The 25,634-nt window shown below is 69.7% G+C and carries 29 protein-coding genes; 18 read left to right on the top strand and 11 right to left on the bottom strand.

Annotated elements, in window-relative coordinates:
• Positions 1–172 precede the first annotated feature (172 nt).
• On the bottom strand, positions 173–1,174 hold the full coding sequence (locus LF262_RS08675; protein WP_235779902.1) for an aldo/keto reductase family protein: 1,002 nt from the start codon (positions 1,172–1,174) through the stop codon (positions 173–175).
• Between the two features lie 55 nt (positions 1,175–1,229).
• Positions 1,230–1,943: a hypothetical protein gene (locus LF262_RS08670; RefSeq protein ID WP_235779901.1), complete on the bottom strand. Its 714-nt coding sequence runs from the start codon at positions 1,941–1,943 to the stop codon at positions 1,230–1,232.
• A gap of 198 nt (positions 1,944–2,141) precedes the next feature.
• Between LF262_RS08670 and LF262_RS08665 the strand changes: the two genes are divergently transcribed.
• From LF262_RS08665 to LF262_RS08645, 5 genes are all read left to right on the top strand, one after another.
• Entirely contained in the window at positions 2,142–3,293 is a 1,152-nt protein-coding gene (locus tag LF262_RS08665) for a sensor histidine kinase (RefSeq protein ID WP_235779900.1), read from the top strand.
• Complete coding sequence (locus LF262_RS08660) at positions 3,290–3,955, top strand: response regulator (RefSeq protein ID WP_235779899.1); 666 nt, start codon at positions 3,290–3,292, stop codon at positions 3,953–3,955. The genes LF262_RS08665 and LF262_RS08660 overlap by 4 nt, the downstream gene beginning before the upstream one ends.
• A 157-nt stretch (positions 3,956–4,112) precedes the next feature.
• Positions 4,113–5,225: a hypothetical protein gene (locus tag LF262_RS08655; RefSeq protein ID WP_235779898.1), complete on the top strand. Its 1,113-nt coding sequence runs from the start codon at positions 4,113–4,115 to the stop codon at positions 5,223–5,225.
• Positions 5,226–5,252: 27 nt separating this feature from the next.
• Positions 5,253–6,149 (top strand): tryptophan 2,3-dioxygenase, encoded by an 897-nt coding sequence (gene kynA / locus LF262_RS08650; RefSeq protein ID WP_235779897.1) that lies wholly within the window; start codon positions 5,253–5,255, stop codon positions 6,147–6,149.
• Between the two features lie 3 nt (positions 6,150–6,152).
• Positions 6,153–7,445, top strand: a complete 1,293-nt coding sequence (locus LF262_RS08645) for a kynureninase (protein ID WP_235779896.1) — start codon at positions 6,153–6,155, stop codon at positions 7,443–7,445.
• Between the two features lie 81 nt (positions 7,446–7,526).
• Here LF262_RS08645 and LF262_RS08640 read toward each other — a convergent pair whose 3' ends face one another.
• Genes LF262_RS08640 through LF262_RS08630 form a run of 3 tightly spaced genes read right to left on the bottom strand, consistent with a single transcriptional unit; the run spans position 7,527 to position 9,806 of the window.
• Positions 7,527–7,868 (bottom strand): YnfA family protein, encoded by a 342-nt coding sequence (locus tag LF262_RS08640; RefSeq protein ID WP_235779895.1) that lies wholly within the window; start codon positions 7,866–7,868, stop codon positions 7,527–7,529.
• A 31-nt stretch (positions 7,869–7,899) separates the two neighbouring features.
• The gene (locus LF262_RS08635) at positions 7,900–8,778 is read right to left on the bottom strand and encodes an alpha/beta hydrolase (RefSeq protein WP_308190511.1); all 879 of its coding nucleotides are present in this window, start codon (positions 8,776–8,778) and stop codon (positions 7,900–7,902) included.
• A gap of 56 nt (positions 8,779–8,834) precedes the next feature.
• On the bottom strand, positions 8,835–9,806 hold the full coding sequence (locus LF262_RS08630) for a DMT family transporter (RefSeq protein WP_235779894.1): 972 nt from the start codon (positions 9,804–9,806) through the stop codon (positions 8,835–8,837).
• 137 nt (positions 9,807–9,943) lie between these two features.
• On the opposite strand from LF262_RS08630, the gene LF262_RS08625 reads away from it, so the two are divergent.
• Genes LF262_RS08625 through LF262_RS08585 form a run of 9 tightly spaced genes read left to right on the top strand, consistent with a single transcriptional unit; the run spans position 9,944 to position 17,246 of the window.
• A complete protein-coding gene (locus tag LF262_RS08625) occupies positions 9,944–10,111 on the top strand; it encodes a lyase family protein (RefSeq protein WP_235779893.1) in 168 nt (55 codons plus the stop codon).
• Between the two features lie 24 nt (positions 10,112–10,135).
• Entirely contained in the window at positions 10,136–11,017 is an 882-nt protein-coding gene (locus LF262_RS08620) for an alpha/beta fold hydrolase (RefSeq protein ID WP_235779892.1), read from the top strand.
• Positions 11,014–11,160 (top strand): hypothetical protein, encoded by a 147-nt coding sequence (locus LF262_RS08615; protein WP_235779891.1) that lies wholly within the window; start codon positions 11,014–11,016, stop codon positions 11,158–11,160. Before LF262_RS08620 ends, LF262_RS08615 begins: the two co-directional genes overlap by 4 nt.
• Positions 11,153–12,403, top strand: coding sequence for a thiolase family protein (locus LF262_RS08610; protein WP_235779890.1), 1,251 nt, complete (start codon positions 11,153–11,155; stop codon positions 12,401–12,403). Before LF262_RS08615 ends, LF262_RS08610 begins: the two co-directional genes overlap by 8 nt.
• A 35-nt stretch (positions 12,404–12,438) precedes the next feature.
• Positions 12,439–13,098 (top strand): 3-oxoacid CoA-transferase subunit A, encoded by a 660-nt coding sequence (locus tag LF262_RS08605; RefSeq protein WP_235779889.1) that lies wholly within the window; start codon positions 12,439–12,441, stop codon positions 13,096–13,098.
• A gap of 4 nt (positions 13,099–13,102) precedes the next feature.
• Positions 13,103–13,786, top strand: coding sequence for a 3-oxoacid CoA-transferase subunit B (locus LF262_RS08600; protein ID WP_235779888.1), 684 nt, complete (start codon positions 13,103–13,105; stop codon positions 13,784–13,786).
• 19 nt (positions 13,787–13,805) lie between these two features.
• The gene (locus LF262_RS08595; protein ID WP_235779887.1) at positions 13,806–14,609 is read left to right on the top strand and encodes an IclR family transcriptional regulator domain-containing protein; all 804 of its coding nucleotides are present in this window, start codon (positions 13,806–13,808) and stop codon (positions 14,607–14,609) included.
• 47 nt (positions 14,610–14,656) lie between these two features.
• The gene (locus LF262_RS08590) at positions 14,657–16,114 is read left to right on the top strand and encodes a benzaldehyde dehydrogenase (protein ID WP_235779886.1); all 1,458 of its coding nucleotides are present in this window, start codon (positions 14,657–14,659) and stop codon (positions 16,112–16,114) included.
• A gap of 52 nt (positions 16,115–16,166) precedes the next feature.
• The gene (locus LF262_RS08585; protein WP_235779885.1) at positions 16,167–17,246 is read left to right on the top strand and encodes a DUF2637 domain-containing protein; all 1,080 of its coding nucleotides are present in this window, start codon (positions 16,167–16,169) and stop codon (positions 17,244–17,246) included.
• Positions 17,247–17,317: 71 nt separating this feature from the next.
• Here LF262_RS08585 and LF262_RS08580 read toward each other — a convergent pair whose 3' ends face one another.
• Both LF262_RS08580 and ilvD read right to left on the bottom strand, forming a co-directional pair.
• On the bottom strand, positions 17,318–18,253 hold the full coding sequence (locus tag LF262_RS08580) for a DMT family transporter (RefSeq protein ID WP_235779884.1): 936 nt from the start codon (positions 18,251–18,253) through the stop codon (positions 17,318–17,320).
• A gap of 22 nt (positions 18,254–18,275) precedes the next feature.
• Positions 18,276–20,168, bottom strand: coding sequence for a dihydroxy-acid dehydratase (gene ilvD / locus LF262_RS08575; protein WP_235779883.1), 1,893 nt, complete (start codon positions 20,166–20,168; stop codon positions 18,276–18,278).
• An 83-nt stretch (positions 20,169–20,251) separates the two neighbouring features.
• Here ilvD and LF262_RS08570 point away from each other — a divergent pair, with 83 nt between their 5' ends.
• The gene (locus tag LF262_RS08570; protein ID WP_235779934.1) at positions 20,252–21,100 is read left to right on the top strand and encodes a helix-turn-helix transcriptional regulator; all 849 of its coding nucleotides are present in this window, start codon (positions 20,252–20,254) and stop codon (positions 21,098–21,100) included.
• Here LF262_RS08570 and LF262_RS08565 read toward each other — a convergent pair.
• Complete coding sequence (locus LF262_RS08565) at positions 21,097–21,849, bottom strand: sigma-70 family RNA polymerase sigma factor (RefSeq protein ID WP_235779882.1); 753 nt, start codon at positions 21,847–21,849, stop codon at positions 21,097–21,099. The genes LF262_RS08570 and LF262_RS08565 overlap by 4 nt on opposite strands.
• A gap of 171 nt (positions 21,850–22,020) precedes the next feature.
• Between LF262_RS08565 and LF262_RS08560 the strand changes: the two genes are divergently transcribed.
• Positions 22,021–22,671 carry a TetR/AcrR family transcriptional regulator gene (locus tag LF262_RS08560; protein ID WP_308190510.1) on the top strand — a complete coding sequence of 217 codons (651 nt, stop codon included), beginning with the start codon at positions 22,021–22,023 and terminating at the stop codon, positions 22,669–22,671.
• A 45-nt stretch (positions 22,672–22,716) separates the two neighbouring features.
• Here LF262_RS08560 and LF262_RS08555 read toward each other — a convergent pair whose 3' ends face one another.
• Positions 22,717–23,505 carry a GAF and ANTAR domain-containing protein gene (locus tag LF262_RS08555; protein ID WP_235779880.1) on the bottom strand — a complete coding sequence of 263 codons (789 nt, stop codon included), beginning with the start codon at positions 23,503–23,505 and terminating at the stop codon, positions 22,717–22,719.
• 259 nt (positions 23,506–23,764) lie between these two features.
• Between LF262_RS08555 and LF262_RS08550 the strand changes: the two genes are divergently transcribed.
• On the top strand, positions 23,765–24,169 hold the full coding sequence (locus LF262_RS08550; protein WP_235779879.1) for a VOC family protein: 405 nt from the start codon (positions 23,765–23,767) through the stop codon (positions 24,167–24,169).
• Here the strand turns inward: LF262_RS08550 and LF262_RS08545 are convergent.
• Positions 24,166–24,630, bottom strand: coding sequence for a VOC family protein (locus LF262_RS08545; RefSeq protein WP_235779878.1), 465 nt, complete (start codon positions 24,628–24,630; stop codon positions 24,166–24,168). The genes LF262_RS08550 and LF262_RS08545 overlap by 4 nt on opposite strands.
• 27 nt (positions 24,631–24,657) lie before the next feature.
• Positions 24,658–25,062 (bottom strand): VOC family protein, encoded by a 405-nt coding sequence (locus tag LF262_RS08540; RefSeq protein ID WP_235779877.1) that lies wholly within the window; start codon positions 25,060–25,062, stop codon positions 24,658–24,660.
• A 133-nt stretch (positions 25,063–25,195) separates the two neighbouring features.
• On the opposite strand from LF262_RS08540, the gene LF262_RS08535 reads away from it, so the two are divergent.
• Positions 25,196–25,633 carry an SRPBCC family protein gene (locus tag LF262_RS08535; protein WP_235779876.1) on the top strand — a complete coding sequence of 146 codons (438 nt, stop codon included), beginning with the start codon at positions 25,196–25,198 and terminating at the stop codon, positions 25,631–25,633.
• Position 25,634: the final 1 nt, after the last annotated feature.

Genomic DNA, 25,634 nt, shown 5'->3' with positions numbered 1-25,634 from the left:
CGGGTTCGCGCCGCGCTCCTTCGCCTCAGTGCAGCCCGTGTCCGCCGCCCCGCCCCGTAGGCCGCGCCGTCCACCGGCTCGACCCAGATGGTCTGGCCGAGGGCGTGGACGGGCCAGTTCGTGTGCGCACCGGGTGCACGACGGCGGCGGAGAGCCAGCCCGAACTGCCGCGTCACGCCCTGTGCAGCACCCCCGCCTTTGCGTTGGGCGCGAGGGTGGTTTCCGTGACGGGGATGTCGCCGAGGGCGTTGTCGATCGCCGAGATGACATCGTCCGAGAGCTCTACCCCGGAGGCCGCCGCGTTGGAGTGCACCTGTTCGGGCCGGGACGCGCCCGTGATGGCGGAGGCGAGTTCACTCCGGCGGAGGACCCACGCGAGGGCCATGGTCGGCAGGTCCAGCCCAGCGCCCTCGGCAACCGGAATGAGACGCTGCACCGCCTGCAGGATCGGCTCGCGCATGAGCTGCTCCTTCGAGACGTTCATGGTGTCGCTCGCGAAGCGGCTGCCCTCAGGGATGGGCTCACCCGGCTTGTACTTGCCGGTCAGGACGCCCTGGGCGAGCGGGGACCAGACGATCTGCGAGATCCCGTTGGCCGCGCAGAGCGGGAACACCTCGCTCTCGGGCGAGCGCCAGATCATGGAGTACTGCGGCTGGGAGGAGACGAACAGATCCGGGCCGGCGACGTCGATCGCCGCCTGGATCTGCTCGGGCGTCCATTCACTGAAGCCCAGATAGCGGGCCTTGCCCTGCTCCACGACCTTGGCGAGCGCCTCGACCGTGTCCTCGATCGGCACCTTCACGTCGAAGCGGTGGGCCTGGTAGAGGTCCACGAAGTCGGTCTGGAGGCGGGCCAGCGAGGCGTCGATCTGCTTGGCGACCTGCTCGGGGGAGAGGCCCTGATCGGCTGGATCGTCGGACATCTGGCCGAACACCTTGGTGGCGAGCACGTACGAGCTGCGGGGATGCTTCGAGAGGATCTCGCCCCAGGCCGTCTCCGAGGCGCCCCGGCCGTAGACGTTCGCGGTGTCGAACAGGGTGATGCCGGCGTCGAATGCGGCCTCCGTGCAGGCGCGGGTCTGCTCCGCCTCGATGCCCCCGGAGAACGTGAGCCACGAGCCGAGGGAGATCTCCGAGACCTCGAGGTCGGAACTGCCGAGCTTGCGATAGCGCATGGTGATGCTCCTCTGCGGTCGGGCGGATGGGGCCGTTGATGGCTGCCCTCCATGCCTACGCCGATTCAGCCGCCGTGTGAAGTGGCCGTTGCTCGCTTACCTCAGCCCAGGCGACCCAGGCGGTGAGCACGAAGCCGACGGCATAGGCGGCCATCCCCGTCCACTGAGGACCCGGCACAGCTGCCAGAGCGGCGAAGAGGACCCCGAGAGCGATGGCGGCCGCGGGTACGAGCCGGGCACGCCAGGCTGCGAGGGCGACAAGGAGGAAGATCACCGGGCCGAGCATGAACAGGATCGGCAGGGGCCCCCCGGCGGCGTGGAACCCGTCGAGGGCGGCCGCGGCATCAGTTGCAGGGATCCCTGACCTCGTGAGGCCCAAGGCGACGAAGTGGTTGAGCGAGATAGCAGCCATGCCCACCCCGAACGGGACGGCGAGGATCCCGAGGACGTTGGCCAGCCAGGCGCCGCGGGCGCGGATCGCCCCGACCAATGTCAGGAGGCCGCCGATGCAGATCGCGGCACCCAACAGCTCCATCCAGGCCAGGGCGGACAGGGCCGCGGGGTGATCGGCGGCGAACGCGAGGGTCTGGGGCGAGGTGGCCGATTCCGCGAGCGGAACGACGAGGCTCCCGACGATCATCTCGAGAAAGAGCAGGGGCAGGCATGCGGCACCTGCTATCCGCCGGACCCTGAATGCCTGGCGCGGATGGGCTGCCACCCCGTCGGACGGGGCATGGAACCAGCTGATGGTGTGGGTTGAGGCTGACATGGGAGGGCTCCTTGGAGATCGAATCCGAGTGGACGCTGCAACAGTAGGAGTCCGAGGCAGGGCACCGCGTCGTCGGGCGTGAGGATCTCCGCCCCGCCCGGTGGCCCATCTCTCGAGATCCCTGTACATCCGAAGGAGGATGCGCACACCTTCCTTCGGGGGATCCGCGCCGGCGGCGCTGCTCCTATTCTTGGGACCATGGGCGCTCTAGCGCGTGGTCCAGGACAGCTCGGCTGGTTGCTCGCGGCTGTGGTTCTCGCCGTTGGGCTTGGACAGGCCTTCGCGGAGGACTCGGGTCCGCAGCTGTGGGGAACCGCCGCGGTGGCCGTCGCCTTCGCCGTCTCGATGCTGCTCTTCCGTGGGGCGCTGTGGGTGTCGGTGGGCTTGGTGGTAGGGACGGTCCTCGTGTCCGCTGCTGTGGGGCTCCGGCATGGCAACTTCCTGGCCGAGGTCATTGCGTGCCTTGTCGTGGTCTACGCCGTGGGGTTCACGCTGGAGTGGCGGCGGGCCGCCGTGGGCCTCGGCGGCGTCGTCCTCCCCCTGGCCGTAGTGAGCGCGCCTGACCTGCGGCAGTACGCCTGGCTTGTGATCGTCGTCGGCGGGACGTGGGGCATGTCCCGCGTCCTCAGGAGCCGCCGTCAGCTCATCCTCGACCTGCGCGCGGCAACAGTCGAGCTCGAGCGCAACCGTGAAGAGCTCGCGGATCGGGCCGTGACCCAGGAGCGCCTTCGGATCGCCCGGGACATCCACGACGTCGTCGCGCATTCCGTGACCGTCATGCTGGTCCAGGCCACCGCAGCCGAGCGGACTATGCATCGCGGGGGGCCGGATGCCGTCGAGGCTGTCCACGCTGTGCAGGAGACCGCACGGGATGCGCTCGCCGAGCTCCGGCGGATGCTCGGCGTGCTGAGGTCCGATCAGGGCAGCGGCGACCCCGCGCCGTCGGACGCCCTCGAACCCCAGCCGGGGCTCGCCGAGCTGGAGCGACTCGTCACGCATTTCCGCGACGCTGGGCTCGAGATCGAGTACGCGATGTCGCCGCCGCACGATGACCCGCCCCCGAGCGTCCAGCTCACCGCGTACCGCGTGGTGCAGGAGGCCCTGACTAACGTTCTCAAGCACTCCGCAGCGTCCCACGCGCTCGTCCAGGTCCACGAGGACGACGGCGCGCTGGTCGCCGAGGTGCGCGACGTCGGGCCCGCCCGGGGCCCCGGCGGGCCTACTGGAGGCCACGGCATCGCCGGCATGCGGGAGCGCGTCGCCGGGCACGGCGGCAGCATCTCGGCGGGCACGACGGCGGGCGGCGGGTTCTGCGTCACGGCCCGGCTTCCGCTCGGGGCCGGATCATGACCGGTGGGAAGATCAGGATCGTCGTCGTCGACGACCAGGCGCTCGTCCGGCGTGGATTCGCCCTGATCCTCGGCGAGGAGCCGGACATCGTCGTCGTGGGCGAGGCCGGGGACGGCAAGGAGGCGCTGTCCGTGTGCCGCGAGCAGGACCCAGACGTGGTGCTCATGGACGTGCGCATGCCCGTTCTGGATGGGGTGGAGGCCACACGCCGCCTCGTGGCCGGGTCCCGTGCGAGGGTGCTCATGCTCACCACGTTCGACCTCGACGCCTACGTGTACCAGGCCATCCGGGCCGGAGCGAGCGGCTTCATGCTCAAGGACGTGCGCCCCGACGACCTCGCGCACGCGGTGCGCACCGTCGCCGTGGGCGACACCATGCTCGCGCCCGCCATCACCCGCAGGCTCGTCGAGGAATTCGTGAGCCGGCCCGCCCCCGGCACAGTGCCCGACGCAACCTCTGCCCTGACAGAACGCGAGCGCGAGGTCCTGATGCAGATAGCCCGCGGACGCTCCAACGCCGAGATTGCGAAGGATCTTGTCCTCTCGGAGACAACGGTCAAGACGCACGTGACGCGCATCCTCACCAAGCTCGGAGTGAGGGATCGGGTTCAGGCCGTGGTCCTCGCGTACGAGTGCGGGCTCGTGAGGCCGGGGGCGCTGTAGGCCAGACCCGGGGGTCGGCTGGGAGCGGGCCCGGGTGCTGAGAGCCGAAAGACTCTACAGGTGCCTCCCAGCGCCTCCGTAGGGTGGACTCACCGACCGGTTGGAGAACGAGGGCGATTCTCGGAAGCGGCCTGGCCCATCACGCAGGGAGCGGGAGATGCATTCACGCCAGAGGTTGTCGCACGGGGCCGCTGCGTTGACGGTGGCGTTCGTCCTGGTGCTGAGCGGGTGCGCACAAGGCGGTTCGGCGGCGTCGTCCTCCTCGTCGTCCGGGTCGTCCTCGTCCTCGTCCTCATCGTCCTCCTCATCGTCCGGATCCGCCTCCAGCACCGGCAATCCCGCCTGCGACCTCATCACGCCGGCGATCGCGGCGAAGGTGGACCCGGGCCAGACGCCGATGGCGAACTCCCCGGCGAGGCCGGGCGGGAGCAGGGCCTACCTCTGCGGCTACTACAGCAGGTCCGCCAAGGGCAATGGCCTCTCCGTGGCCCTGACCTCCCCCGCGTCTGCCACGGAGATCGCCGAGGCGAAGAAGACCCCCGACTGCTCGCCCGCGGCCGGGATCGGCGACTTCGCGTGCTTCCAGTGGAGCGGGTGGTTCCACCGTGAGGCCAACGCGTCGGCCAACACAATCCTCACGGCGGTCCGCGGCAACGAATCCCTCGACTTCCGCTACCTCGCCATGCCGCCCGTCGCTGCGGGAACCCCGGTTCCGGACGGCAACGCCTCGGCCCGTGCTTTGGCCCAGGCTCTCGTCGACGCGGGCTGGGGCAACGGAACCGCGCTCAGCGTCCCGTCCGCGCCAGCGGCTGGTCCCCAGGCCAGCACGAACAACCCCGTGTGCGCCTTCGTCAGCGCCGGAGCCATCAAGCAGGCCTTTGCCGCGACAACCGAAGCGCAGGTCCTCCCGGGTGATGGCAGCTGCAGGTACACCTTCGGGAACCTCGCAACGCCGGGGCCCGACTCGCTCACCTTCTCGATCGAGTCCCATCCCGGCGGAGCGTCCTTGGTCTCCGGGCAGCTGCCGCCGGACGGCCAGAAGATCGAGGGAGTTGGGGATCAGGCGGTCCTCATCGTCCGTTCGGAGCCGAACATCGGTAAGTCCCTCCGCCCAGCGGGCGACGTGCCGATCACCGTCATGTCGCTGATGGTGGCCCGCGGGCAGAACATGGCCATCTTCGTGGCGCAGCTCCTGATCTCCCCCACGGGTCCGACCATTGACCAGACGAGGGAGCAGTTCATCACCCTCGTGAGGGGAATCGACTTCTGACCCTCCGCGCCGCGGCTAGGATCGGTGATGGCCCTCACAAGGGGCCCGTCCACCGAATCAGGCAAGGAGACCCCCGTGGCCGAAGGCGTCCGCGACATCGAAGCGTCCATCCGCACCGACTTCCACGGTGCGATGACGTACGGCAGGTACCTCGACCTGGACCGGCTCCTGCACGCCCAGCACCCCGTGAGCCAGCCAGAGCATCACGACGAGATGCTGTTCATCATCCAGCACCAGACCTCCGAGCTGTGGCTCAAGCTCGCGCTCCACGAGCTGCGGGAGGCCCGCGCCCGCTTTGCCCGCGATGATCTGGGCATGGCGCTGAAGTGCCTCGCCCGGGTCAAGGCGATCCAGAAGCAGCTCACCGACCAGTGGACGGTCCTCGCGACCCTGACCCCGCGTGAGTATGCACAGTTCCGCGGCTCCTTGGGCAGTGCGTCGGGCTTCCAGTCCTACCAGTACCGCGCCGTCGAGTTCATCCTCGGGAACAAGCACCGAAGCATGCTCAAGGTCTTCTCGTCAGAGCCCGAGGCGCAGGCGTTGCTCGAGGGGATCCTGAAGGAGCCGACGGTCTACGACGAGTTCCTGCGCGCCGTCGCCCGCGTCGGGTATGCGATCCCGGCCGAGGTCCTCGAGCGGGATGTGAGCGAGCACTGGACGTTCCGCGAGGAGCTCGTGCCGGTGTTCCGCGAGATCTACGAGTCGGACAGCACGCCCTGGGGGCTCTACGAGGCCTGCGAGGCGCTCGTGGACGTCGAGGACAACTTCCAGTTCTGGCGCTTCCGCCACCTGCGCACGGTGCAGCGCACCATCGGCTTCAAGACGGGCACGGGGGGCTCCTCCGGCGTCGGCTTCCTCAAGCGCGCCCTGGACCTCACGTTCTTCCCCGAGCTGTACGCCGTCCGCACTGAGATCGGAGCCTGAGCCGTGACTGGCCCCCTTGATTCCGGTTGGGCGCACGACGCCGTTGCTGCCGCGGCTCCCGCCGTCACCGCGTCAGCGCTCGACGCCGCGGACCCCCTCGCGCGGCTCCGCGACCGTTTCCTGCGGCCCACCGGGCCGAACGGCGAGTCCGTCCTGGCGTACCTCGACGGGAACTCGCTCGGGAGGCCACTCGCCGAGACGCCCGTCCGGCTCGCCGAGTTCGTCGCCGGGCCGTGGGGCGAGCGGCTCATCCGCGCGTGGGACGAGGAATGGATGGACGAGCCCACCGCCGTGGGCGACCGCCTCGGCGAGCTGGTGCTCGGCGCGGCGCCGGGTCAGACGATCGTCGCGGACTCGACGTCCGTCCTGCTGTACAAGCTGCTCCGGGCGGCCCTGGACGCGCAGGCCGCCGCCGGGGAGGGCCGGAACGAGATCGTCGTGGACCGCGACAATTTCCCCACGGACCGCTTCATCGTGGAGGGCATCGCGGCCGAGCGGGGCGCTCGGCTCGTGTGGATCGAGTCCGACCCGGCCGCCGGGGTGAGGCCCAGCGACGTCGCGGCGGCCGCAGGGCCGCGTACCGCCGTCGTGCTCCTCTCCCACGTGGCCTACCGTTCGGGGTTCTTGGCAGAGGCCGCCGCGATCACCCAGACGGCGCAGGATGCCGGGGCGCTGATGCTGTGGGACCTGTGCCATTCGGCGGGAGCGGTCCCGGTGGAGCTGGACGCGTGGGGCGCGGACCTCGCCGTCGGCTGCACGTACAAGTACCTCAACGGCGGCCCGGGGGCGCCAGCGTTCGCGTACGTGCGCTCGGACCTCCAGGCCCGGCTCCAGCAGCCCATCTGGGGGTGGATGGGCGCGGCAGACCCGTTCGGCATGACCCACGCCTACGAGCCGTCAGCCAACGTGCGCCGGTTCATCACGGGCACCCCGCCGATCCTTGCTATGCAGCCGCTCAAGCACATGCTGGAATTGATCGCTGAGGCCGGGATGGATGCGGTGCGGGCCAAGTCGGTGCAGCTGACTGAGCGGGCGATCGCCCTGCATGACGAGCTGCTCGCCCCGCTCGGGGTCGAGCTCGCCTCGCCCCGGGATCCGGCCGAGCGCGGCTCGCACATCACGGTGAACCATCCGCGGTTCCGAGAGGTCACGGCCCTGCTGTGGGAGCGCGGCGTCATCCCGGACTTCCGGCCGCCGCACGGGCTGCGGATCGGGCTCTCGCCGCTGAGCACGTCCTTCGCCGAGCTGCAGGAGGGCATCGAGGCGATCCGCGACGCCCTCCGAGAGCTCGCCTGACCCCTCACGGTTGAGGGGTCATGTCCCAAGGGTGAGGGGTCATGTCCCACGGTTGAGGGGTCATGTCCCAAGGCTGAGGGGTCACTGCCCCGACCCGCGCGGGGCGAACATGATCACCGCCACCCCCGCGAGGCACACGAGTGCCCCGATCACATCCCAGCGGTCGGGGCGGAAGCCGTCCACGAGGATGCCCCACGCAAGCGACCCCGCCACGAACACCCCACCGTACGCCGCGAGCACGCGCCCGAAGTTCGCATCGGGCTGGAACGTGGCGATGAACCCGTAGATCCCAAGGGTGATGACGCCGAGCCCGGCCCACCACCACGGCTTCCCCTCGCGCACGGACTGCCACACGAGCCATGCGCCGCCGATCTCTGCCGCAGCGGCAAGGGCAAAGAGGACCACGGACCTGAGGATGCTCACCCGCCCATGATGCCAACAAGGGAGAGGGCAGTCAGTCCAGAAGCTCCCCGACGAGCCGCCTGCACAGACGGTACGCCTCGTGCGCCGGGTCGATCACGGCGAAGTGATCGCCGGTGGTGTGGTGCAGGACGGCGGGATCCCCGGCCGCCTGCGCGGCCGCGACATAGTCGGCGGAGAGCGCGAAGGGGACGGCGTCGTCGGCGCGCGAGTGCACGGCGTGCACCGGAACACCGATCGGCAGCGCCCGCATCGGATCCGCGAGCGTGAAGGCGCGCGCAAGCTCGGGCGAGTCGCTCGACGCCCCTCCCATGAGGTTCCGCGCCGCCCCTCGGCTCAGGTTGAGCTCCTCCGCCGCGGCGAGGCTCAGCACCCCGGCCTGGCTCACGACGCCGCGCAGCGCCACCGGGGTTGCCTCTCCTGCCGCGGGCACACCTGGGGCTCCGGCTGGGAGCGTGTGCCTGCCGGCCGCCCACACCGCGAGGTGGCCGCCCGCTGAATGCCCCAGGCCGACCACGCGCCCGGCTGCGATGGTCTGCGCAAGCCGCTCGGCGTCGTCGTCCGCGAGCAGGCCTAGCCCGGGAACCGCGGCGAGGCAGTCGATCCCGGCGGCGACGTCGAGGAAGGTGGCCGGCCATCCGCCGTCGCCCGCCGCATGCGTCCCGTCTGACGCGTCGGAGCCCGCCCGGCGGTACTCGAGGTTCCACGCCGCGAAGCCGTGCGCGGCGAGGTCGCGGGCAACGGGAGCGCCAAGCTCCGCGGTGTACTTGTCCCGCCAATAGCCGCCGTGGATCACGACGACGACGCCGCGCCAGCCGCCGTCGGCCACTACGGCAGTGCCGAGCCCGTGCAGATACAGGTCGCCCCACTGGTCTGGGTGTGCGCCGTAGGGGATGCGGACAGGCTCGCTCACGCCGCGACTCTACCGTTTCGAAGGGCCGGCATGGGTAGACGATCCCAGGGCGGCTCTCATCCCCGGCTCCCGTGCGGGCCGTCCGGCTGGGCCCGGTCCGGCGACCCATGCCCCTTCCTCCCGGCTCGCTGCTCCGGTCCCCGCGACGTCGCCATGAACCACACGCCGGCGACGGCGGCGGCCCCCGCGGCGACGAAACCCGCCCACGCTTGCGGCGGGGCGGCGTCGGCCTCGCCCAGGACGACGATGCCGAGGGTCACTGCGGTCAGAGGATCCACCACCGTGAGGCCTGCGACGACGAGCTCGTCGCTGCCGCCGGCATGCGCCTTCTGCACGAGCCGCGCGCCCATCACGACTGCCACGCCCATCCCCACCAGCCCCGCCAGGGAGAGCCACGAAAAGTTGCCCTGGGCCATGCGCCCCAGGACCGTCTTGACCAGTGTTGCCACGAACCCATAAAGGATCCCCGCGGCCGCGGTGGAGAGGGCTGCGCTCGGATGGGTGCGATTGCGGGCCGAGGCCACCACCGCGCCAACCACGGCGAAGGCCAGAACGATGAGGATCGTGCGGAGGTGGCTGTCGCTAATGTCGACGTCTTGGGCAGTCAGCGACGCGATGCCCACGAAAGCAGCGATCCCGGCAACGCACAGGATGATGGCGAGGGTCTGGCGCCTGCTCGGAAGCTGCCGCGACAGGCGGACATTGGCGAGGACCGTGACGATGAGCGCTGACGCTCCGATCGGCTGTACCACCATGAGCGGGGAGAATCTCAGGGCGGCGAGCTGCAGGAGGATCGCGCCGCCGATCAGCGAGGTCCCCACGGCCCACACGGGTCTGCGGACGAGCCGCCTGAATCTCGTCTCCTGTGCCCCGCGCGCCGCGACCCCCCGTCCTTGGAAGATGGTGCCGACGGCCAAGAGCACCGCCCCGAGCAGTGCAATGGGAATGCCGAGCCAGTGGGTCGACGAGAAGACCCCGTGCCCGGCGCTGAGCCCCACCGTGATCGCGGGCACCGCTCCGACAGCCATTCGCGGCCAATACCCGCGCCTCTGCGGTAGGAAACGCCGAGTGACTCCGTCCGACCATCCCCCTCCTCACTTGTTCGCATTGCGAACAGTTGTGCAGGATACGAACACCCGCTAGTCTCGAAGGGAAGGACGACTACTTGGCAGGAGGGTCTCAAGAGGCGCGCGTGCCGTGCGAGGCGCTTCGCGGCGTCGTGCGCGAGGACCAGGTGACCGACGCGGAACTGGACGACCTGCTCAACCCAGCCACCTTTCAGGGCGACGCCGCGGGGATCGTGGAACGCATCCTTGCCCGCTACGACGCCTGACTGCCATGACGAGGAAAAACGAGGATGAACGAGGAAAGGACGGAGCACGTGGGTGTGCCGAAGATCAATGCTGCGCAGCTGAGCCCGCGGGAGCATCTCGGGGAGAGGGAACTCGTAGTTCTCGGGCCGTCGCTCGGGACCTCGAGGGTCATGTGGGACGACACCGCGCGGCTCATCGGCGACGACTACGACGTCCTCGCCTGGGACCTCCCCGGCCACGGCATCTCCCCGGCGGTCGATCCGGCCGACGCCGCCGCCCCCGGGGCTTTCACCATGGCGGAGCTCGCTGAGGCCGTGCTGGGCCTCATCGACTCGATCGAGCCGGCCGTCCGCTTCCACTATGCGGGCGATTCCGTGGGCGGGGCGGTCGGAGCCGAACTCGTCCTCGCCCATCCGGAACGCCTCCTGAGCCTGTCGATGCTGTGCTCCTCGCCGAAGTTCGCAACCCCGGAGTCGTGGAACGATCGCGCGGACGCCGTGGCGGCCCAGGGCACCGCGATCCGCATCCAGGCCTCGGCTGAGGCCTGGTACGGACCGGGCTTCCTCGCCGCCCACCCGCACGAGGCCTCGCGCCTGCTCCACGCCCTCCGCGATGCCGACCGCTTCGGCTACGCCGCGGTGTGCCGCGCGCTCGCCGGCTATGACGTCCGTGACCGCTTCAGTGAGATCGCCCTGCCGTTCCTTGCGGTCGCGGGCGAGTTCGACACGGTGAGCCCGTTCTCCGACGCCGAGTGGATGGCCGTGCACGCGCAGAACGGCACGGCCGTGGAGGTCCCGGGCGTCGCGCACATCGCGCCCACGGAGAATCCGGCCGCGATTGCCGACCTGCTGCGCAAGCACTTCCTCGGGGCGCGGCAAGAGAGCGGAGCCGAAGCTGCCGGCGAAACGCAGGAGGCCACTAAGTGACTGTGCCGGCGGGCGGCCATTTCCGGCAGGCCGGCGACACCTGGGTCTCCGACGAGCGTGCGGGCACCGTCCAGCCGGACGCGACCCAGCGCGACGAGATCAAACCCTCGACCAGATCGACAAGGACAACCACTGATGACTGAAGCATTCCTCTATGACGCGATCCGCACCCCGTTCGGCAAGTTCGGCAGCGGGCTCGCCGGGGTCCGCCCCGACGACCTCGCCGCGCACGTGGTCCGCACCATCGTGGACCGCGCTCCCGGCCTGACCCCCGAGGCGCTCGAGGGGAACGGCAGCGAGCCCGGCGCGATCGACGAGGTCATCTTCGGCAACGCCAACGGCGCAGGCGAGGAGAATCGCAATGTGGCCCGCATGGCAACGCTCCTCGCAGGCCTGCCCGTCTCGATCCCGGCCACCACGGTGAACCGACTGTGCGGGTCATCGCTCGACGCCGCGATCATCGCCTCCCGCCAGATCGAGGTGGGCGACGCCGACGCGATGCTCGTAGGCGGCGTCGAGTCCATGTCCCGCGCGCCCTGGGTCCTGCCCAAGACCGAGAAGCCGTACCCTGCCGGCGACATGACCCTCGCCTCCACGACCCTCGGCTGGCGCCTCGTGAACAAGAACATGCCCGCCGAGTGGACCGTGTCCCTCGGCGAGGCCACCGAGCAGCTGCGCGAGCGCTTCTCGATCGGCCGCGACCGTCAGGACGAGTTTGCGGCCCGCTCGCACAACCTCTCTGAGGCCGCGTGGAACGAGGGGTTCTACGACGACCTCGTCGTCCCGGTCCCCGGCACCGACCTCACGCGCGACGAGGGCATCCGCCCCGGCTCCTCGGCAGAGAAGCTCGCCGGGCTCAAGACCGTGTTCCGCAAGGACAACGGCGACCGCTCGGGCTCGACCGCGGGCGGCACGGTCACCGCGGGCAATGCCTCCCCGCTCTCCGATGGCGCCTCCGCAGTCCTGCTCGGATCCGAAGCCGCCGCAGGGAAGACCGGCCTCGAGCCGATCGCCCGCATCGCCGGCCGCGGCGCCGCGGCGAACGAGCCGCAGTTCTTCGGGTTCGCGCCCGTCGAGGCCGCGAACCGGGCCCTCACCAAGGCCGGGATCGGCTGGGACCAGGTGGGCGCCGTCGAGCTCAATGAGGCGTTCGCCGCGCAGTCCCTCGCATGCGTGGACGCGTGGAAGATCGATCCCGAGATCGTCAACCAGCACGGTGGCGCGATCGCGATGGGCCACCCGCTCGGCGCGTCGGGCGGCCGCATCCTGGGCACGCTCGCCCGCTCCCTGCAGCGCAGCGGCGAGCGGTGGGGCGTCGCGGCGATCTGCATCGGCGTGGGCCAGGGCCTCGCGGTGGTGCTCGAAAACGTGACGGTTACGAAGTAAGCGCTTAGCGCGGAACAAAGGACAGGATTCAACGGATGCTGGAATTCAAGGACACCGTCACGGAGGCTGTGGCGGGCATCGAGGACGGCTCGACAGTCATGATCGGCGGCTTCGGAAACGCCGGCCAGCCGTTCGAGCTCATCGACGCGCTGCTCGAGTGCGGGGCGAAGGAGCTCACGGTCGTCAACAACAATGCCGGCCAGGCGGATGAGGGCCTCGCACTCCTCATCAAGGAGGGCCGCGTGAAGAAGATGATCTGCTCGTTCCCCCGGCAGAGCGATTCGTGGCACTTCGACGCGAAGTACCGTGCCGGGGAGATCGAGCTCGAGCTCGTCCCGCAGGGTAACCTCGCCGAGCGCATCCGCGCGGCGGGCGCCGGGATCGGCGGATTCTTCACGCCGACCGGCTACGGCACGATGCTCGCCGAGGGCAAGGAGACGCGCTTCCTCGACGGCACGTGGCAGGTCTTCGAGACCCCGATCCACGCAGACGTGGCCCTCATCAAGGCGCTCAAGGCGGACGGCAAGGGCAACCTCGTTTACCGCAAGACCGCCCGCAACTTCGGCCCGATCATGGCCGCTGCGGCGAAGCAGACCATCGCCCAGGTCGCGGAGGTGGTGCCGATCGGCGGCCTCGATCCCGAGAATGTTGTCACGCCGGGAATCTACGTCAACACGATCGTGAAGGTGGGCTGAGAGCATGAGTGAGCAGACGACGTCGAACGCGGTGCCCCAGACGAGCGGGACGACCCTGAACCGTGACGACATGGCCAAGCTTGTCGCGAGGGACATTGCCCCCGGATCATTCGTGAACCTCGGCATCGGGCAGCCGACCAACGTGTCCAACTACCTCACCGCGGAGCAGGACATCACGCTCCACACCGAGAACGGCATGCTCGGCATGGGCCCCGTCGCGGTGGGCGAGGAGATCGACCCGGATCTCATCAACGCGGGCAAGATCCCGGTCACCGAGCTCCCGGGCGCGAGCTACTTCCACCACGCGGACTCCTTCGCGATCATGCGCGGCGGCCATCTCGACGTGTGCGTGCTCGGCGCATTCCAGGTCTCCGCCACAGGCGACCTCGCCAACTGGCACACGGGCGCGCCGGACGCCATCCCCGCCGTGGGCGGCGCGATGGACCTCGCCACCGGCGCCAAGGACGTCTACGTCATGATGAACCTGCAGGCCAAGGACGGCACGTCCAAGCTCGTCCCCGAGCTGTCCTACCCTGTGACTGGCGTGGGCTGCGTGACCCGTGTGTACACGGAAAAGGCGGTCTTCCTCATCACCCCCGAGGGCGTCCGGGTCCGCGAGACGTTCGGCATCGCGTTCGAGGACCTGCAGGACCTCGTCGAGGTACCGCTGCTCCAGGACGCTGGCTGACGCACCCTAAGGAGGAACCATGGCCGAGGCCGTGACGCAGGCCCCCGGCGACCAGTTCGTGCAGTCGCTCGCGCGCGGCCTCGCCGTGATCCGCGCATTCGACGCCGAGCACCAGGAGATGACGCTCTCCGAGGTTGCCGCGCGCACAGGGCTCACCCGCGCAACGGCCCGGCGGTTCCTCCACACCCTGGTCGAGCTGGGGTACGTACGCACGGACGGGCGCGTGTTCGCCCTGGCCCCGCTCGTGCTCCAGCTCGGCTACGCGTACCTTTCGGGGCAGCAGCTGCCGGAGCTCGCCCAGCCGATCCTCGAGGAGCTCTCTCACCGCAACGGCGAGTCCACGTCGCTGGCGATCCTGGACGGCACGGACATCGTGTACCTCGCGCGCATCCATACTCGCCGCATCATCTCCATCGGCATCTCGCCCGGCACCCGCTTCCCCGCGCACGCGACGTCGATGGGCCGCGTCCTGCTCTCCGGCCTCACCCGCGCCCAGCTGGACGACTACTTCTCCGAGGCCCCGCTCGAGCCGCTCACGCCCCGCACCCTAGTCACCCGGCTCGCGATCGAGGACGAGCTGGCCCGGATCCGCGCCCGCGGGTACGCGGTGGTCGACCAGGAGCTCGAGGTGGGCCTGCAGTCGGTGGCCGTCCCGGTGCTCGGCGCCGACGGCCGGACCGTGGCGGCCATCAACATGGCGCTGTCCGCACGCCTCGGCGAGCACCGGGCCGATCGCGACTCCGAGGTGCGCCGGCTCGTCCCCGAGCTGCAGGCCGCGGCCGCCTCGATCGCGGAGGCCGCCCGCGCGGTGGGCGCCACCTGAAGACCTGGGCCCGGACTGACCGGGAAGAGTGAGAGGGAGGAAACGCAATGGCACTTCTCGACGCCGCCCTGTGGGGCGGCAAGGTCAACATCGGCGGCTGGACCAAGGCGGCTGGGGGCGAGTACGACGTCGTAGAGCCGGCTACGGGGGCAACGCTCGGTTCCCTCGGGGCCGCCTCGCGCGACGACGTGTACCGCGCTGCGCAGCTCGCCGCGAAAGCCCAGCCCGAGTGGGCAGCCAGGAAGCCCGAGGAACGAGCCGCTGTCCTGCGCCGAGCGGGCCAGCTGTGGGAGGAGCACGCCGACGAGATTCAGGACTGGATTGTGCGCGAGGCTGGCGGCATCCCCGCCAAGGCGCAGCTCGAGATCCACACCGCGGCGAACGAGTGCTACGAGGCCGCCGCGCTCCCGTCCCACCCGCACGGGGAGGTCCTGACCTCGGACGAGGAGAGGTGGTCGTTCGCGCGGAGGCGACCAGCCGGCGTCGTGAGCGTGATCGCGCCGTTCAACTTCCCGCTCATCCTCTCGATCCGCTCGGTGGCGCCCGCCCTCGCGCTGGGCAACGCGGTGCTGCTCAAGCCGGACCCCCGCACCGCCGTGTGCGGAGGCGTCACGCTCATGCGCGTCTTCGAGGAAGCAGGACTGCCCGAGGGTGTGCTCTCGCTCGTGCCCGGCGGCGCCGCGACCGGCGCGGCAGTGGTCGACGCGCCCGAGGTGCGGGTGATCTCGTTCACGGGCTCCACGGCGGCCGGCCGCAAGGTGGGCGAATCCGCGGCGAGGCTGCTCAAGCGCGCGCACCTCGAGCTCGGCGGGAACAGCGCCCTCATCGTGCTGCCCGGTGCGGATCTCCCCAAGGCCGCTTCGGCCGGCGCATTCGGCTCGTTCATGCACCAGGGGCAGATCTGCATGGCCACCGGGCGGCACTTCGTGCACGAATCCGTGTATGACGACTACGTCGCGGAGCTATCCGCCAAGGCGGAGCACCTGCCGATCGGCGATCCCGCGACGGCTCAAGTGGCTCTCGGCCCGGTCATCGACCAGCATCAGCGGGACCATATCCACGGGATCGTCGAGGCCTCCGTGGCCAAGGGCGGGCGGCTCGCGGCCGGAGGGACCTTTGAGGGCCTCTTCTACCGGCCCACAGTCCTCGCGGACCTTGACCTCGGGAATCCGGCTTTCGCCGAGGAGATCTTCGGCCCGGTAGCGCCCGTGACGAAGTTCTCACGTGTCGAGGAGGTCGTGGACCTCGTCAACGCGAACGAGTACGGGCTCTCCGTGGGCATCCTCGGCGACGTCGGCACGGCCATGAAGATCGCAGACCGCGTCCACTCCGGCAAGGTGCACATCAACGAGCAGACCGTCTCCGACGAGGCCAACGCGCCGTTCGGCGGAGTGGGGGTCTCGGGGACCGGATCGCGATTTGGCGGCCCCACCGCCAACATGGAGGCGTTCACCGAGGTCCAGTGGCTCACGGTCCGTCCGGAGATCGCACCGTACCCCTTCTGAGGCCGGGATCAGGTGTCACTGGGGGTTCCCCGAGGCGTGGTAGAAAGCTAGGGTGAACCCCCAGAATCCGCACCCCGCGCAGGCGTACAAGCCGATCTCAAAGCCGATTGTTGCGACAGGCATCGCCTCGACCGTCGTCATCGGCTCGGGAGCCTTTGTCCTCAGCTTCTCCGCACTGACCGACCTCGCCGTCCGTGCAGGCATCAACCCCAACATCGGGTGGATGTGGCCGCTCATCGTCGACGGCATGATCGTCGCCGCCACCGTGGCCATCGTCGCCCTCGCGGGACGCCAGGGGAGGGAACAGTTCTACCCGTGGGTCCTGCTGTTCTTCGGTGCCATCGTCTCGACGGCTGCGAACTCGATCCACGCGATTCTCGCGGTCAGGGCGGAGAACGGCAACGTTCCCGTGATCGTCTCCGCGCTGGTCGCCGCGATGCCGCCGGTGGTCCTGCTCGCGATCACGCACCTGACCGTGCTGCTCGTCCAGTACGCGCGGAACTCCGCTGATGTCCTCGCGGCTCAGGAGGCCGCGACGCAGCGGCCCGGGGTCGCCTCGGGTGTCGAGGGGGCCGATGGGGTCAGGACCCTCCCGGCCATCCTGGACGAGTCCACTACTGACCCAAGGCCGACAGCCGGGACCCCGTCTGCGGAGACCAAGGGGGCTGCCCGCCCCGCCCACAAGGCGGATGGGGCGACACCAAGCGAAGCGGCCGCGCACACCACGGGCGCGGTGGCGGCCAAGCCGAAGACCGCGCCGAAGCGCAAGCCCCGCAAGGTGCCGGCCACTGCCGCCCAGCCCGTGGCGGCGCCCCCAGCGGAGGGCGAGGCAGCGCCGTCGTCCGCTTCAACTGCGGCGAGGGCCACGCCCGGACGCACCGCCGCCAAGTCCGGAAGCGCCTCGGTGCGCCCCCTCGTTCCCGGCCTCTCGGCGATATCCGCAAAGGGCAGCGCGCCGCACCTGCCCCAGATCACGGGCACGGGCGCGTCGGGCGGCACGGGCACCACGGCCGCCGCGGGAACGACGCCGAGCGCCGCAACCGCCAGCACGGCTTCGGCCGCGGCGGCCCGTAACGCAGAAGCTGCCGGGGACCTGGATGGCGAGAAGGAACTCGCCTCCGCCCAGGCCTGATCACCGCCCGAGCGGGGCACTGGTCTAGTGCTCTGCGAGGGTGGGGGGAGGAGATCTTCGGCATCAGACCATTATCGGGCGCGCCTGAACGCGTTCGCGTTGGAGATCGCCACGCCGCCGAGCACGATCACCCCGCCCACGATCTGTGCGACGCTGATCGGCTGCCCGAGGATCATCGTCAGCACAGCCGTGAACACGGTGATGAGGTTGAGGAAGACCCCGGCCCGGGCGGGCCGGATCACGGTGAGCGCCCGGTTCCACAGCAGGTACGAGAGCACCGAGGGGCACGCGGCGATGAACACGAGGGCCCACAGCGGCCCGGGTTGGGTGGGCCATGCCGGCCCGCCGAGCGCGAGGCTCACCGGAGCGAGGAGCACGACGGCGACCACGGCCTGGGCGGCGGTCGAGGTCACCGGCGGCAGCGGTGGAGCCAGGCGACCGAGGATCGTGTACGCCGTCCACACGAAGATCGCGGCGACCATGAGCAGCTCGCCCGGGCCGAACCCACCGGCCATCAGTGCTGAGAAGTCCCCTTTCGAGAGCACCACCAGCACGCCGACGAGCGCGAGCAGCACGCCGAGGACGCTCGTGGGCGTGAGCCGCTCCCGCAGGAACGCGGCTGCCGCCAGGGCGATGAGCGCGGGGTTGAACGCGTTGATGAGGGAGGCGTTGAACGGGCTCGTGTGCTCTAGCGAGCCGTACAGCAGGAGCGTGTACGCGAGCATGCCGGTGGCCCCGAGGCCGAGGAGCCACGGCCACGCACGCAGCACAGGGCGCCATGAGGGCCGCTCCGTCACGAGTGCGATGAGGATGAGCGGGCCGGCCGCGAGCAGCCATCGCAGCAGCACGAGGCTAACCGGATCGATTGTGGCGACTGCGGCCGCGCCGACCACGTAGTTGCCCGCCCAGAACAGCGTCGCCCCCAGGAGGGAGGCGACTCCGACCGCCGTCGACGGATGGTGCTGCCCGTGCGGAGGGACTACGGACGGCTGGTTCTGCGCGGGCATGCTACGGAGCGTACGCCCCTGGCTACGCGACCGGCTGGACGGCCTGCGGGGAGGTCAGGCGCGTGAGGGCGTCGACGTCGCGCACGGCGCCCTTGTCCGCGGAGGTGGCCATGGCGGCGTAGGCGCGTAGGGCCGCCGAGACAGGGCGCTCGCGGTTCACGGGGTGGTAGCCGGTGGCGGCCTCGAGGCGCTCGCGGCGGGCGTCGAGCTCGGCGGCATCGACCACGAGCTCCATCGAGCGGTTGGGGATGTCGATGCGGATCAGATCGCCGTCCTCAACCAGGGCGATGGTCCCGCCAGAGGCCGCCTCGGGCGAGATGTGCCCGATCGAGAGACCCGAGGTCCCGCCGGAGAAGCGGCCGTCGGTGATGAGCGCGCACTTCTTGCCCAGGCCGCGACCCTTGAGGAACGAGGTCGGGTACAGCATCTCCTGCATGCCCGGGCCGCCCTTGGGGCCCTCGTAGCGGATCACGACGACGTCGCCCTCCTTCACGACCTTGTTCAGGATCTTCTCGACCGCCTCGTCCTGCGACTCGCAGACCACGGCCGGGCCCTCGAACGTCCAGATCGACTCGTCCACGCCGGCGGTCTTGACCACGGCGCCGTCGAGGGCAATGTTGCCGCGTAGCACGGCGAGGCCGCCGTCCTTCGAGTAGGCGTGCGGGACGGAGCGGATGCAGCCGCCCTCGGCATCGAGGTCCAGGGAGGTCCACTCGTTCGACTGCGAGAAGGCGGTCGAGGAGCGCTGGCCGCCCGGGGCCGCGTGCCACAGCTCCATCGCCTCCGCGGTGGCCTTGCCGCTGCGGATGTCCCACGCGTCGAGCCAGGAGGTGAGGTCGGGTGAGTGGACCGAGTGCACGTCCGTGTGCAGGAGGCCGCCGCGGTTGAGCTCGCCCAGGAGCGCGGGGATGCCGCCGGCCCGGTGCACGTCCTCCATGTAGTAGGTCTTGTTCCCGGCCACGTTCGGAGCGACCTTTGCGAGGCACGGGACCTTGCGGGACTTCGCGTCGATCTCGGCCAGACCGTACTCGACGCCGGCCTCCTGGGCCGCCGCGAGCAGGTGCAGGATGGTGTTGGTCGAGCCGCCCATGGCGATGTCGAGCGCCATGGCATTGTCGAACGCCTCGGCGGTGGCGATCGAGCGCGGGAGGACGGACGCGTCGTCGTCCTCGTAGTAGCGCTTGGCGAGGTCGACGACGGTGGCCCCCGCCCGCTCGTAGAGCGCCTTGCGCGCGGTGTGGGTCGCGAGCACGGAGCCGTTGCCGGGGAGGGAGAGGCCGATGGCCTCGGTGAGGCAGTTCATCGAGTTGGCCGTGAACATGCCCGAGCACGAGCCGCACGTGGGGCAGGCGTTCTGCTCGATGAGGTCGATGTCCGCGTCGGAGATGGACTCGTCCACGGCGTCGGCGATCGCGTTGACCAGGTCCAGGGAGCGGACCGATCCGTCCGTGAGGGTCACCCGGCCCGCCTCCATAGGGCCGCCGGAGACGAAGACGGCGGGGATGTTCAGCCGCAGGGCGGCCATGAGCATGCCTGGGGTGATCTTGTCGCAGTTGGAGATGCACACGAGGGCGTCGGCGCAGTGCGCGTTGACCATGTACTCGACAGAGTCAGCGATGAGGTCGCGGGACGGGAGCGAGTAGAGCATGCCGCCGTGGCCCATCGCGATGCCGTCGTCCACCGCGATCGTGTTGAACTCGCGCGGCACGGCGCCGGCGGCGAGGATCGCGTCGGAGACGATGCGTCCCACCGGCGCCAGATGGGTGTGGCCGGGGACGAACTCGGTGAAGGAGTTGGCGACGGCGATGATCGGCTTGCCGATGTCCGAGTTGGCGACGCCGGAGGCGCGCATCAGTGCGCGGGCGCCCGCCATGTTGCGGCCATGGGTCACAGTGCGAGAGCGAAGAGCTGGCATTGGACCAGCGTTTCACGCGCGCGCGGGCCCATGACAGACGCCGCTGGTACTAGTAGTGGGAGTGCTAGCGTTGAAGGGTGGCAATGAACGCGGCCGAGGTCCGGCGCAAGGAGCTCGGGGCGTTCCTGCGGACCAAGCGTGAGCGGGCTGTGCGCTCCGACTACGACCTCCCACCCGTGGGGCGCGGGCGTACCGTGGGCCTCCGCCGCGAGGAGATCGCGTTCCTCTCCGGCGTGTCCGTCACCTGGTACACGTGGCTGGAGCAGGGCCGCGACATCAATCCCTCACGCCAGGTGCTCGATGCGGTGGCCGTCAACCTGCGCCTGAGCGCCCCGGAGCACGACTACGTCCTCGGCCTGAGCGGCTTCGCACCCGCTCCACGAGAGGCGCCGACCGAGCCCGAGCCCGTTCCGGAGCACATCCAGCACCTGCTCGACGCCCTCGACCCCGCTCCGGCGTTCGCCGTGACATCCACGTGGGACATCGGGGCGTGGAACCGGGGGTACGAGGCGCTGTTCCCCGGCATCACCGAGGTTCCGCCGCGTGACCGCAACCTCCTGCGCCTCACCTTCACCGACCCCTACGTGCGCGGGATGCTGCCGGACTGGGAGGTCACCGTGCGCAGCTTCCTGGCCGACTACCGCTCCGAGGCCGGCTCGCATGCCGACCGGGCCGCCCATGTGGAGCTCATCACGCGCCTGCGGCAGGATTCTGACGACTTCGCGCGTGCTTGGGACGACCACGAGGTCCGTCGCTTCGCCTCACGGGCGCGGACCTTCCTGCACCCTGCCGCAGGGAGGCTGGACTTCGAGCAGCACCAGCTTGTGCCGTCGGACGCCCCCACCCTGCACATCGTTGCCTATCTGCCCGCTCCGGGCTCGGACACGGGACAGCGGATGGCGGAACTTGTAGCCAGCCGTCCCAAGCGCTAGGCCGCGAGGCGCCGGCGCATACGGTCGAGGAGACGCCGCAGGAGCCGTGAGACCTGCATCTGGCTGACGCCGAGCTCCGCGGCGATCTCGCTCTGGCTCATCTCGTGCACGAACCGCATCTTGACGAGCCGGAGGTCGTCTCCGTTCAGCCCCTTGAGTGCGATGTTCACGAGCTCGCGCTGCTCAACCTGCTCGAATCCAGGGTCGACATCGGAGAGCACATATGTGCGGTTCTCCTCGTCCGGCGTGGCGTCCAGGGGCTCGATGGCGACGCCGGACATGGCCGCGTTGACGGACTTGGCCTCGACGACCTTCTCGGCAGTGGCACCGGTGGCCTCGCACAGCTCCTCGACGCTCGGCTCGCGGCCGAGGTCCTGTTCCAGGCGGCCGTGTGCAGCCCTGACACCGAGCCGCAGTTCCTGCACGGCGCGGGGCGGGCGGACCACCCACGACTGGTCCCGAAGGTAGTGCTTGATGGTCCCCGTGATGGTCGGCGCGGCGTACTGGACGAACCCGTGGCCAGCCCCCTCGCGGTACTGCCGAGCCGCCTTGACGAGGCCCAGGCGCGCGACCTGACGGATGTCGTCGAGATCGTGGCCCGGAACGCGGTTGCGGCGAGCAAGCGCGTCTGCGAGCTCCAGATGTTCGAGCACCAGCTCCGCCACGGTTGCGGCGCATGCCTCATTCTTCTCGGGATCGACTCCCAGACCTCCGTCGAGAACCTTAAGCCGTGCCTTCGACTCACTCACAGCGACCTCCTCCTCCTCGCCGCGGGCGCGGCGCCTGGTGTGGTGGCCCGCGGTACAGGGGCTTTCGAAACCGTCTCCATACCGCTGGCCGTCCTGTGCGACAACTAGACAGGCCTGTCTGGCCCGCTGAGACGTTTATACAAGTAGACAGACCAGTCTGTCTATAGTGCTATGCTCATTCGCATGAACGGTCGAGAAGACGGCCGGGCCCTATCGGCAGCGCGTCCCCCGGCCCGGGAGAGGATCCTTAAAACCTCGTATGAGCTCTTTTCCAGACGAGGCGTCAGGGATGTGGGGATTGATGAGATCATCGCGCGGTCCGGCGTGGCGAAGGCCACGTTCTACCGGCATTTCCCGTCGAAGGAAGCGCTCGTCCTCGCCTATATGGACCGCTGGTACGAGACCCGTTCCGATGCCATCGAGGACGCCATCGCCCACAGCCACTCGCCCGACGATGCGCTCCTGGCCGCCTTCACTGTGCTCGACGAATGGTTCCGGCGCGGGGCCGCGGAGGTGAATACTTTCCTCCACGTGATGATCGAGTTCGGTCCCGACCATCCGCTGGGCCAAGCGGCCATGGGACACCTCTTCGCCATCCGCAACAGGCTCGCGGCCCTCGCCGAGGCCGCAGGCCTCGATGACCCCGAGGGCTTCGCGTGGTCATTCCATATTCTCACGAAGGGCGCGATGGTGGCCTCGATCGAGGGCGACATGCGGGCCGCGGCGCGCGCGCGCAACCTCGCACGCACCCTCATCGACCTCCATCGGCCCGACCGGCCAGAGTCTCCCCTGTCGCGGGTCGGCCTGCCCGCGATGCACTGACACCGGCCCCCGGGTCCACGGCGGCCGGCTTCTGCGCGGGCCAAGTCAGCCGAAGTACGTCGCCGGATCAGCCTCGCCGTACCGCGTCAGGACCGTGGCCGCAACGTCGCGCAGCTTCTCGTTCCGGTTCATGGACGCCTTCTTGAGCAGCTGCATGGCCTCTTCGGAAGAGCAGTTGGACTGGGCCATGATCACGCCCGCTGCCAAATTGATGGTCGTGCGGGATTCGAGGGCCGCCGCCAGATCAGCGGAGCGGTCGTTCTCCCGGGCCATGCGGACGGCCAGTTGGAGCGCGCGGGAGGCGAGCGCGGCCAGCTTCTCGGCCTCGCTGCGCAGCTCCTCGGAGAACCCGTCCGGTTCAGTGCTGTAGGAATTCAGGGCCGCGTCGGCCTCTATGGAGACGGGCAGCGGGATGGGCGTGGCGAAGACCGAGCGCAGGGGGGACCCGGAGACCGCCTTGCGGTAGCGCGGGTAGAGTGTGGTGGTCCTCAAGTCCGGGACGTACACCGTCAGCCCCGTGGTCACCGAGTCCTGGCACGGGCCCTCGCCGCTCGCATACTGGATCTCGTCCATGGCCTCGGCGGTCGGATCACTGCTCCCCACCGTGGCCCGCCTGCCTCGCCGTCCGAGGGTCACGCTGCACGAGATCTGGGCGGTGGTGGAGAGGTCGCGTGCCGAGAGCTCAGACAGCCTCTTGAGGAACGCCGCCAGATCCGGGCTCACGAGGAACTCGTCGAGGAGCTCCTCCTCGCGCGGCCACGATGTGGCGGGAGGAAGGGCAGCCGCCAGCCCTTCGGTGGTGTCCTGCTCGGACTCTCCGTAGGTCCTCTCCATGTCCTCTCAACCGCCTCTCCCAGAGCAAGCCGGCCGAACAGCTCCTCGGCCACGTCGTCCCGCAGATGATACTCCCGCTCCTGGACTGGCCAGAGCGAACTATGGACCATATAGTAGCCCGGCCCTCGCCCGGCTTGACGCTTCGGCTTAACGACCACAGGGGCTGTGACGACTAGTTTAGGGGCCCGCTGCCCCTGCCGAGAAGGGGCGTGGGGCGCGCCCGCGGGAGTATCGTGGCGAGCCACGGAGGGAGCCGCTCATGCCCGAATTCACCCACATCGCGCACCTCGACCTGACCGTCTCCGACGTTGAGGCCAGCGCCGCCTGGTATGCCGAGACGCTCGGCCTCACCCGCCTGCGGCGAACTGATCTGGACAACCGCATCATGATCGTTCTGGTCCACAGGCCCACAGGGCTGATCATCGGCCTCAACCAGCACTACGAGCCGGCCGCGCCTCGCTTCAACGAGCGCATCCCCGGGCTCGACCACGTGGGGTTCGCGGTGGCGGAGCGCGAGGAGCTCGAGGCCTGGGAGGAGCGGCTCACGGAGCTCGGTGTGGAGCATTCTCCGGTGACCGACTCCCCCTCGGGATCCGGTACGGCACTCGTGTTCCGCGACCCGGACAACATCCAGCTCGAGTTCTGGTGGACGCGTCCGCGCTAGTCGCGCTCCAGACTGGCGGAGTCGATCCTCTCGGCGAGGGCGACGATGATCCCGTCCGGGCCGCGCACGTAGGCCATGCGCCACACGTTCTCATACTCGCCCACGCCTCCGACCAGCCCATAGCCGTCCGCGGCGAGCTTCTCGACCACTGCGTGAAGGTCATCGACCTCGAAGGCCACGCTGCGGAGCCCCAGCTCGTTGGCCATCGCCGCCTGATTGCCGGCCTCGTGGTCCGGGTGGGTGAAGCTCGAGAGCTCGAGGCGAGTGCCGTCGTCGGGCGGTCGAAGCATCACGATCTCGGTCCGGGAGCCCGGGATGCCGATGACCGTGTCGATGAACTCCCCCTCGATCGACGTAGGGCCGCCCTCGACCTCGAATCCCAGCCCCACGAAGAACCTCGTGGCCGCCTTGAGGTCAGAGACCGTGACGCCGACGTGGTCGAAGCGCTGGATTGATGGCATGCGGTTCCTCTCTGGGCGCGGCGCTCTTCACTCGTGGGGGAAGCCGCCCTCGGTCCACTGCTGCAGCAGCCAGGAGTTGCCGTCAGGGTCCTCGAACCGACAGTAGAGGACTCCGCCGAGGTCTTGGACCTCGCCCAGCTCCACGCCGCGGCCGCTGAGGTCCCTCACGGCCTGCTCCATGTCCGCGACGACCAGGTGCAGCCCCTTCTGGACGCCCGCGGGCATGTCGCTGATCTCGGGGATGTTGCGCCCCAGCAGGATTGCGCAGCCGGACCCGGGCGGGCAGATCTGCACGATCCGCATGTCGTTCATCTGGACGTGGTCGGTGATCAGCCGCCAGCCGCACTTCTCGACGTAGAAGTCGCGGGCGCGGTCTACGTCGCTGACGGGGATGTGGACGAGTTCGAGTCGCATCTCGACGCTGGTAGCCATGGCGCTCAACCTATCCCGCGGGTCGGGCGGGCCGGAACCCTTCGTCCGCTATCCCGCAGCCGCGGGCAGCGCGGATGAGGCGCTCGGCACGGCAGCCCTCGTATCTTGAGATGCGCCGAAGTAGCATCGCGCCATGGCGGAAACCTACTCGGCTGAGACGTCAGTCACGATCAACGCGCCGATCGAGCGCGTGTGGGAAGCGCTCGTCAACCCCGAGATCGTGTCGCTGTACCTCCACGGGACCACCCTTGAAGCCGATTGGCGGCCCGGCGGTGTGGTGACCTGGACCGGCGAGTGGAAGTGGCAGACCTACACCGATAAGGGCACGGTCCTGCGGTACGAGCCGCCGAGGCTCGTGAGCACGACCCATTGGAGCCCCATGGCGGGCACCGAGGACGCCCCGGAGAACTACCACCATGTCACCTACGCGCTGACGGAGCAGGACGGCGGCACCCTGCTGACGCTTACCCACGGCAACAGCCCGAGCCAAGCGGAGGCCGACAACATGGCCGCCGATGCCTGGGCGCCCATTCTGGCGGACATCAAGCGTGTGGTCGAGGACCGGTCGTAGC

It is taken from the genome of Sinomonas notoginsengisoli (genome assembly GCF_021554725.1).
Taxonomy (GTDB): domain Bacteria; phylum Actinomycetota; class Actinomycetes; order Actinomycetales; family Micrococcaceae; genus Sinomonas; species Sinomonas notoginsengisoli.
This window is presented reverse-complemented; position numbering and strand designations above follow the sequence as displayed.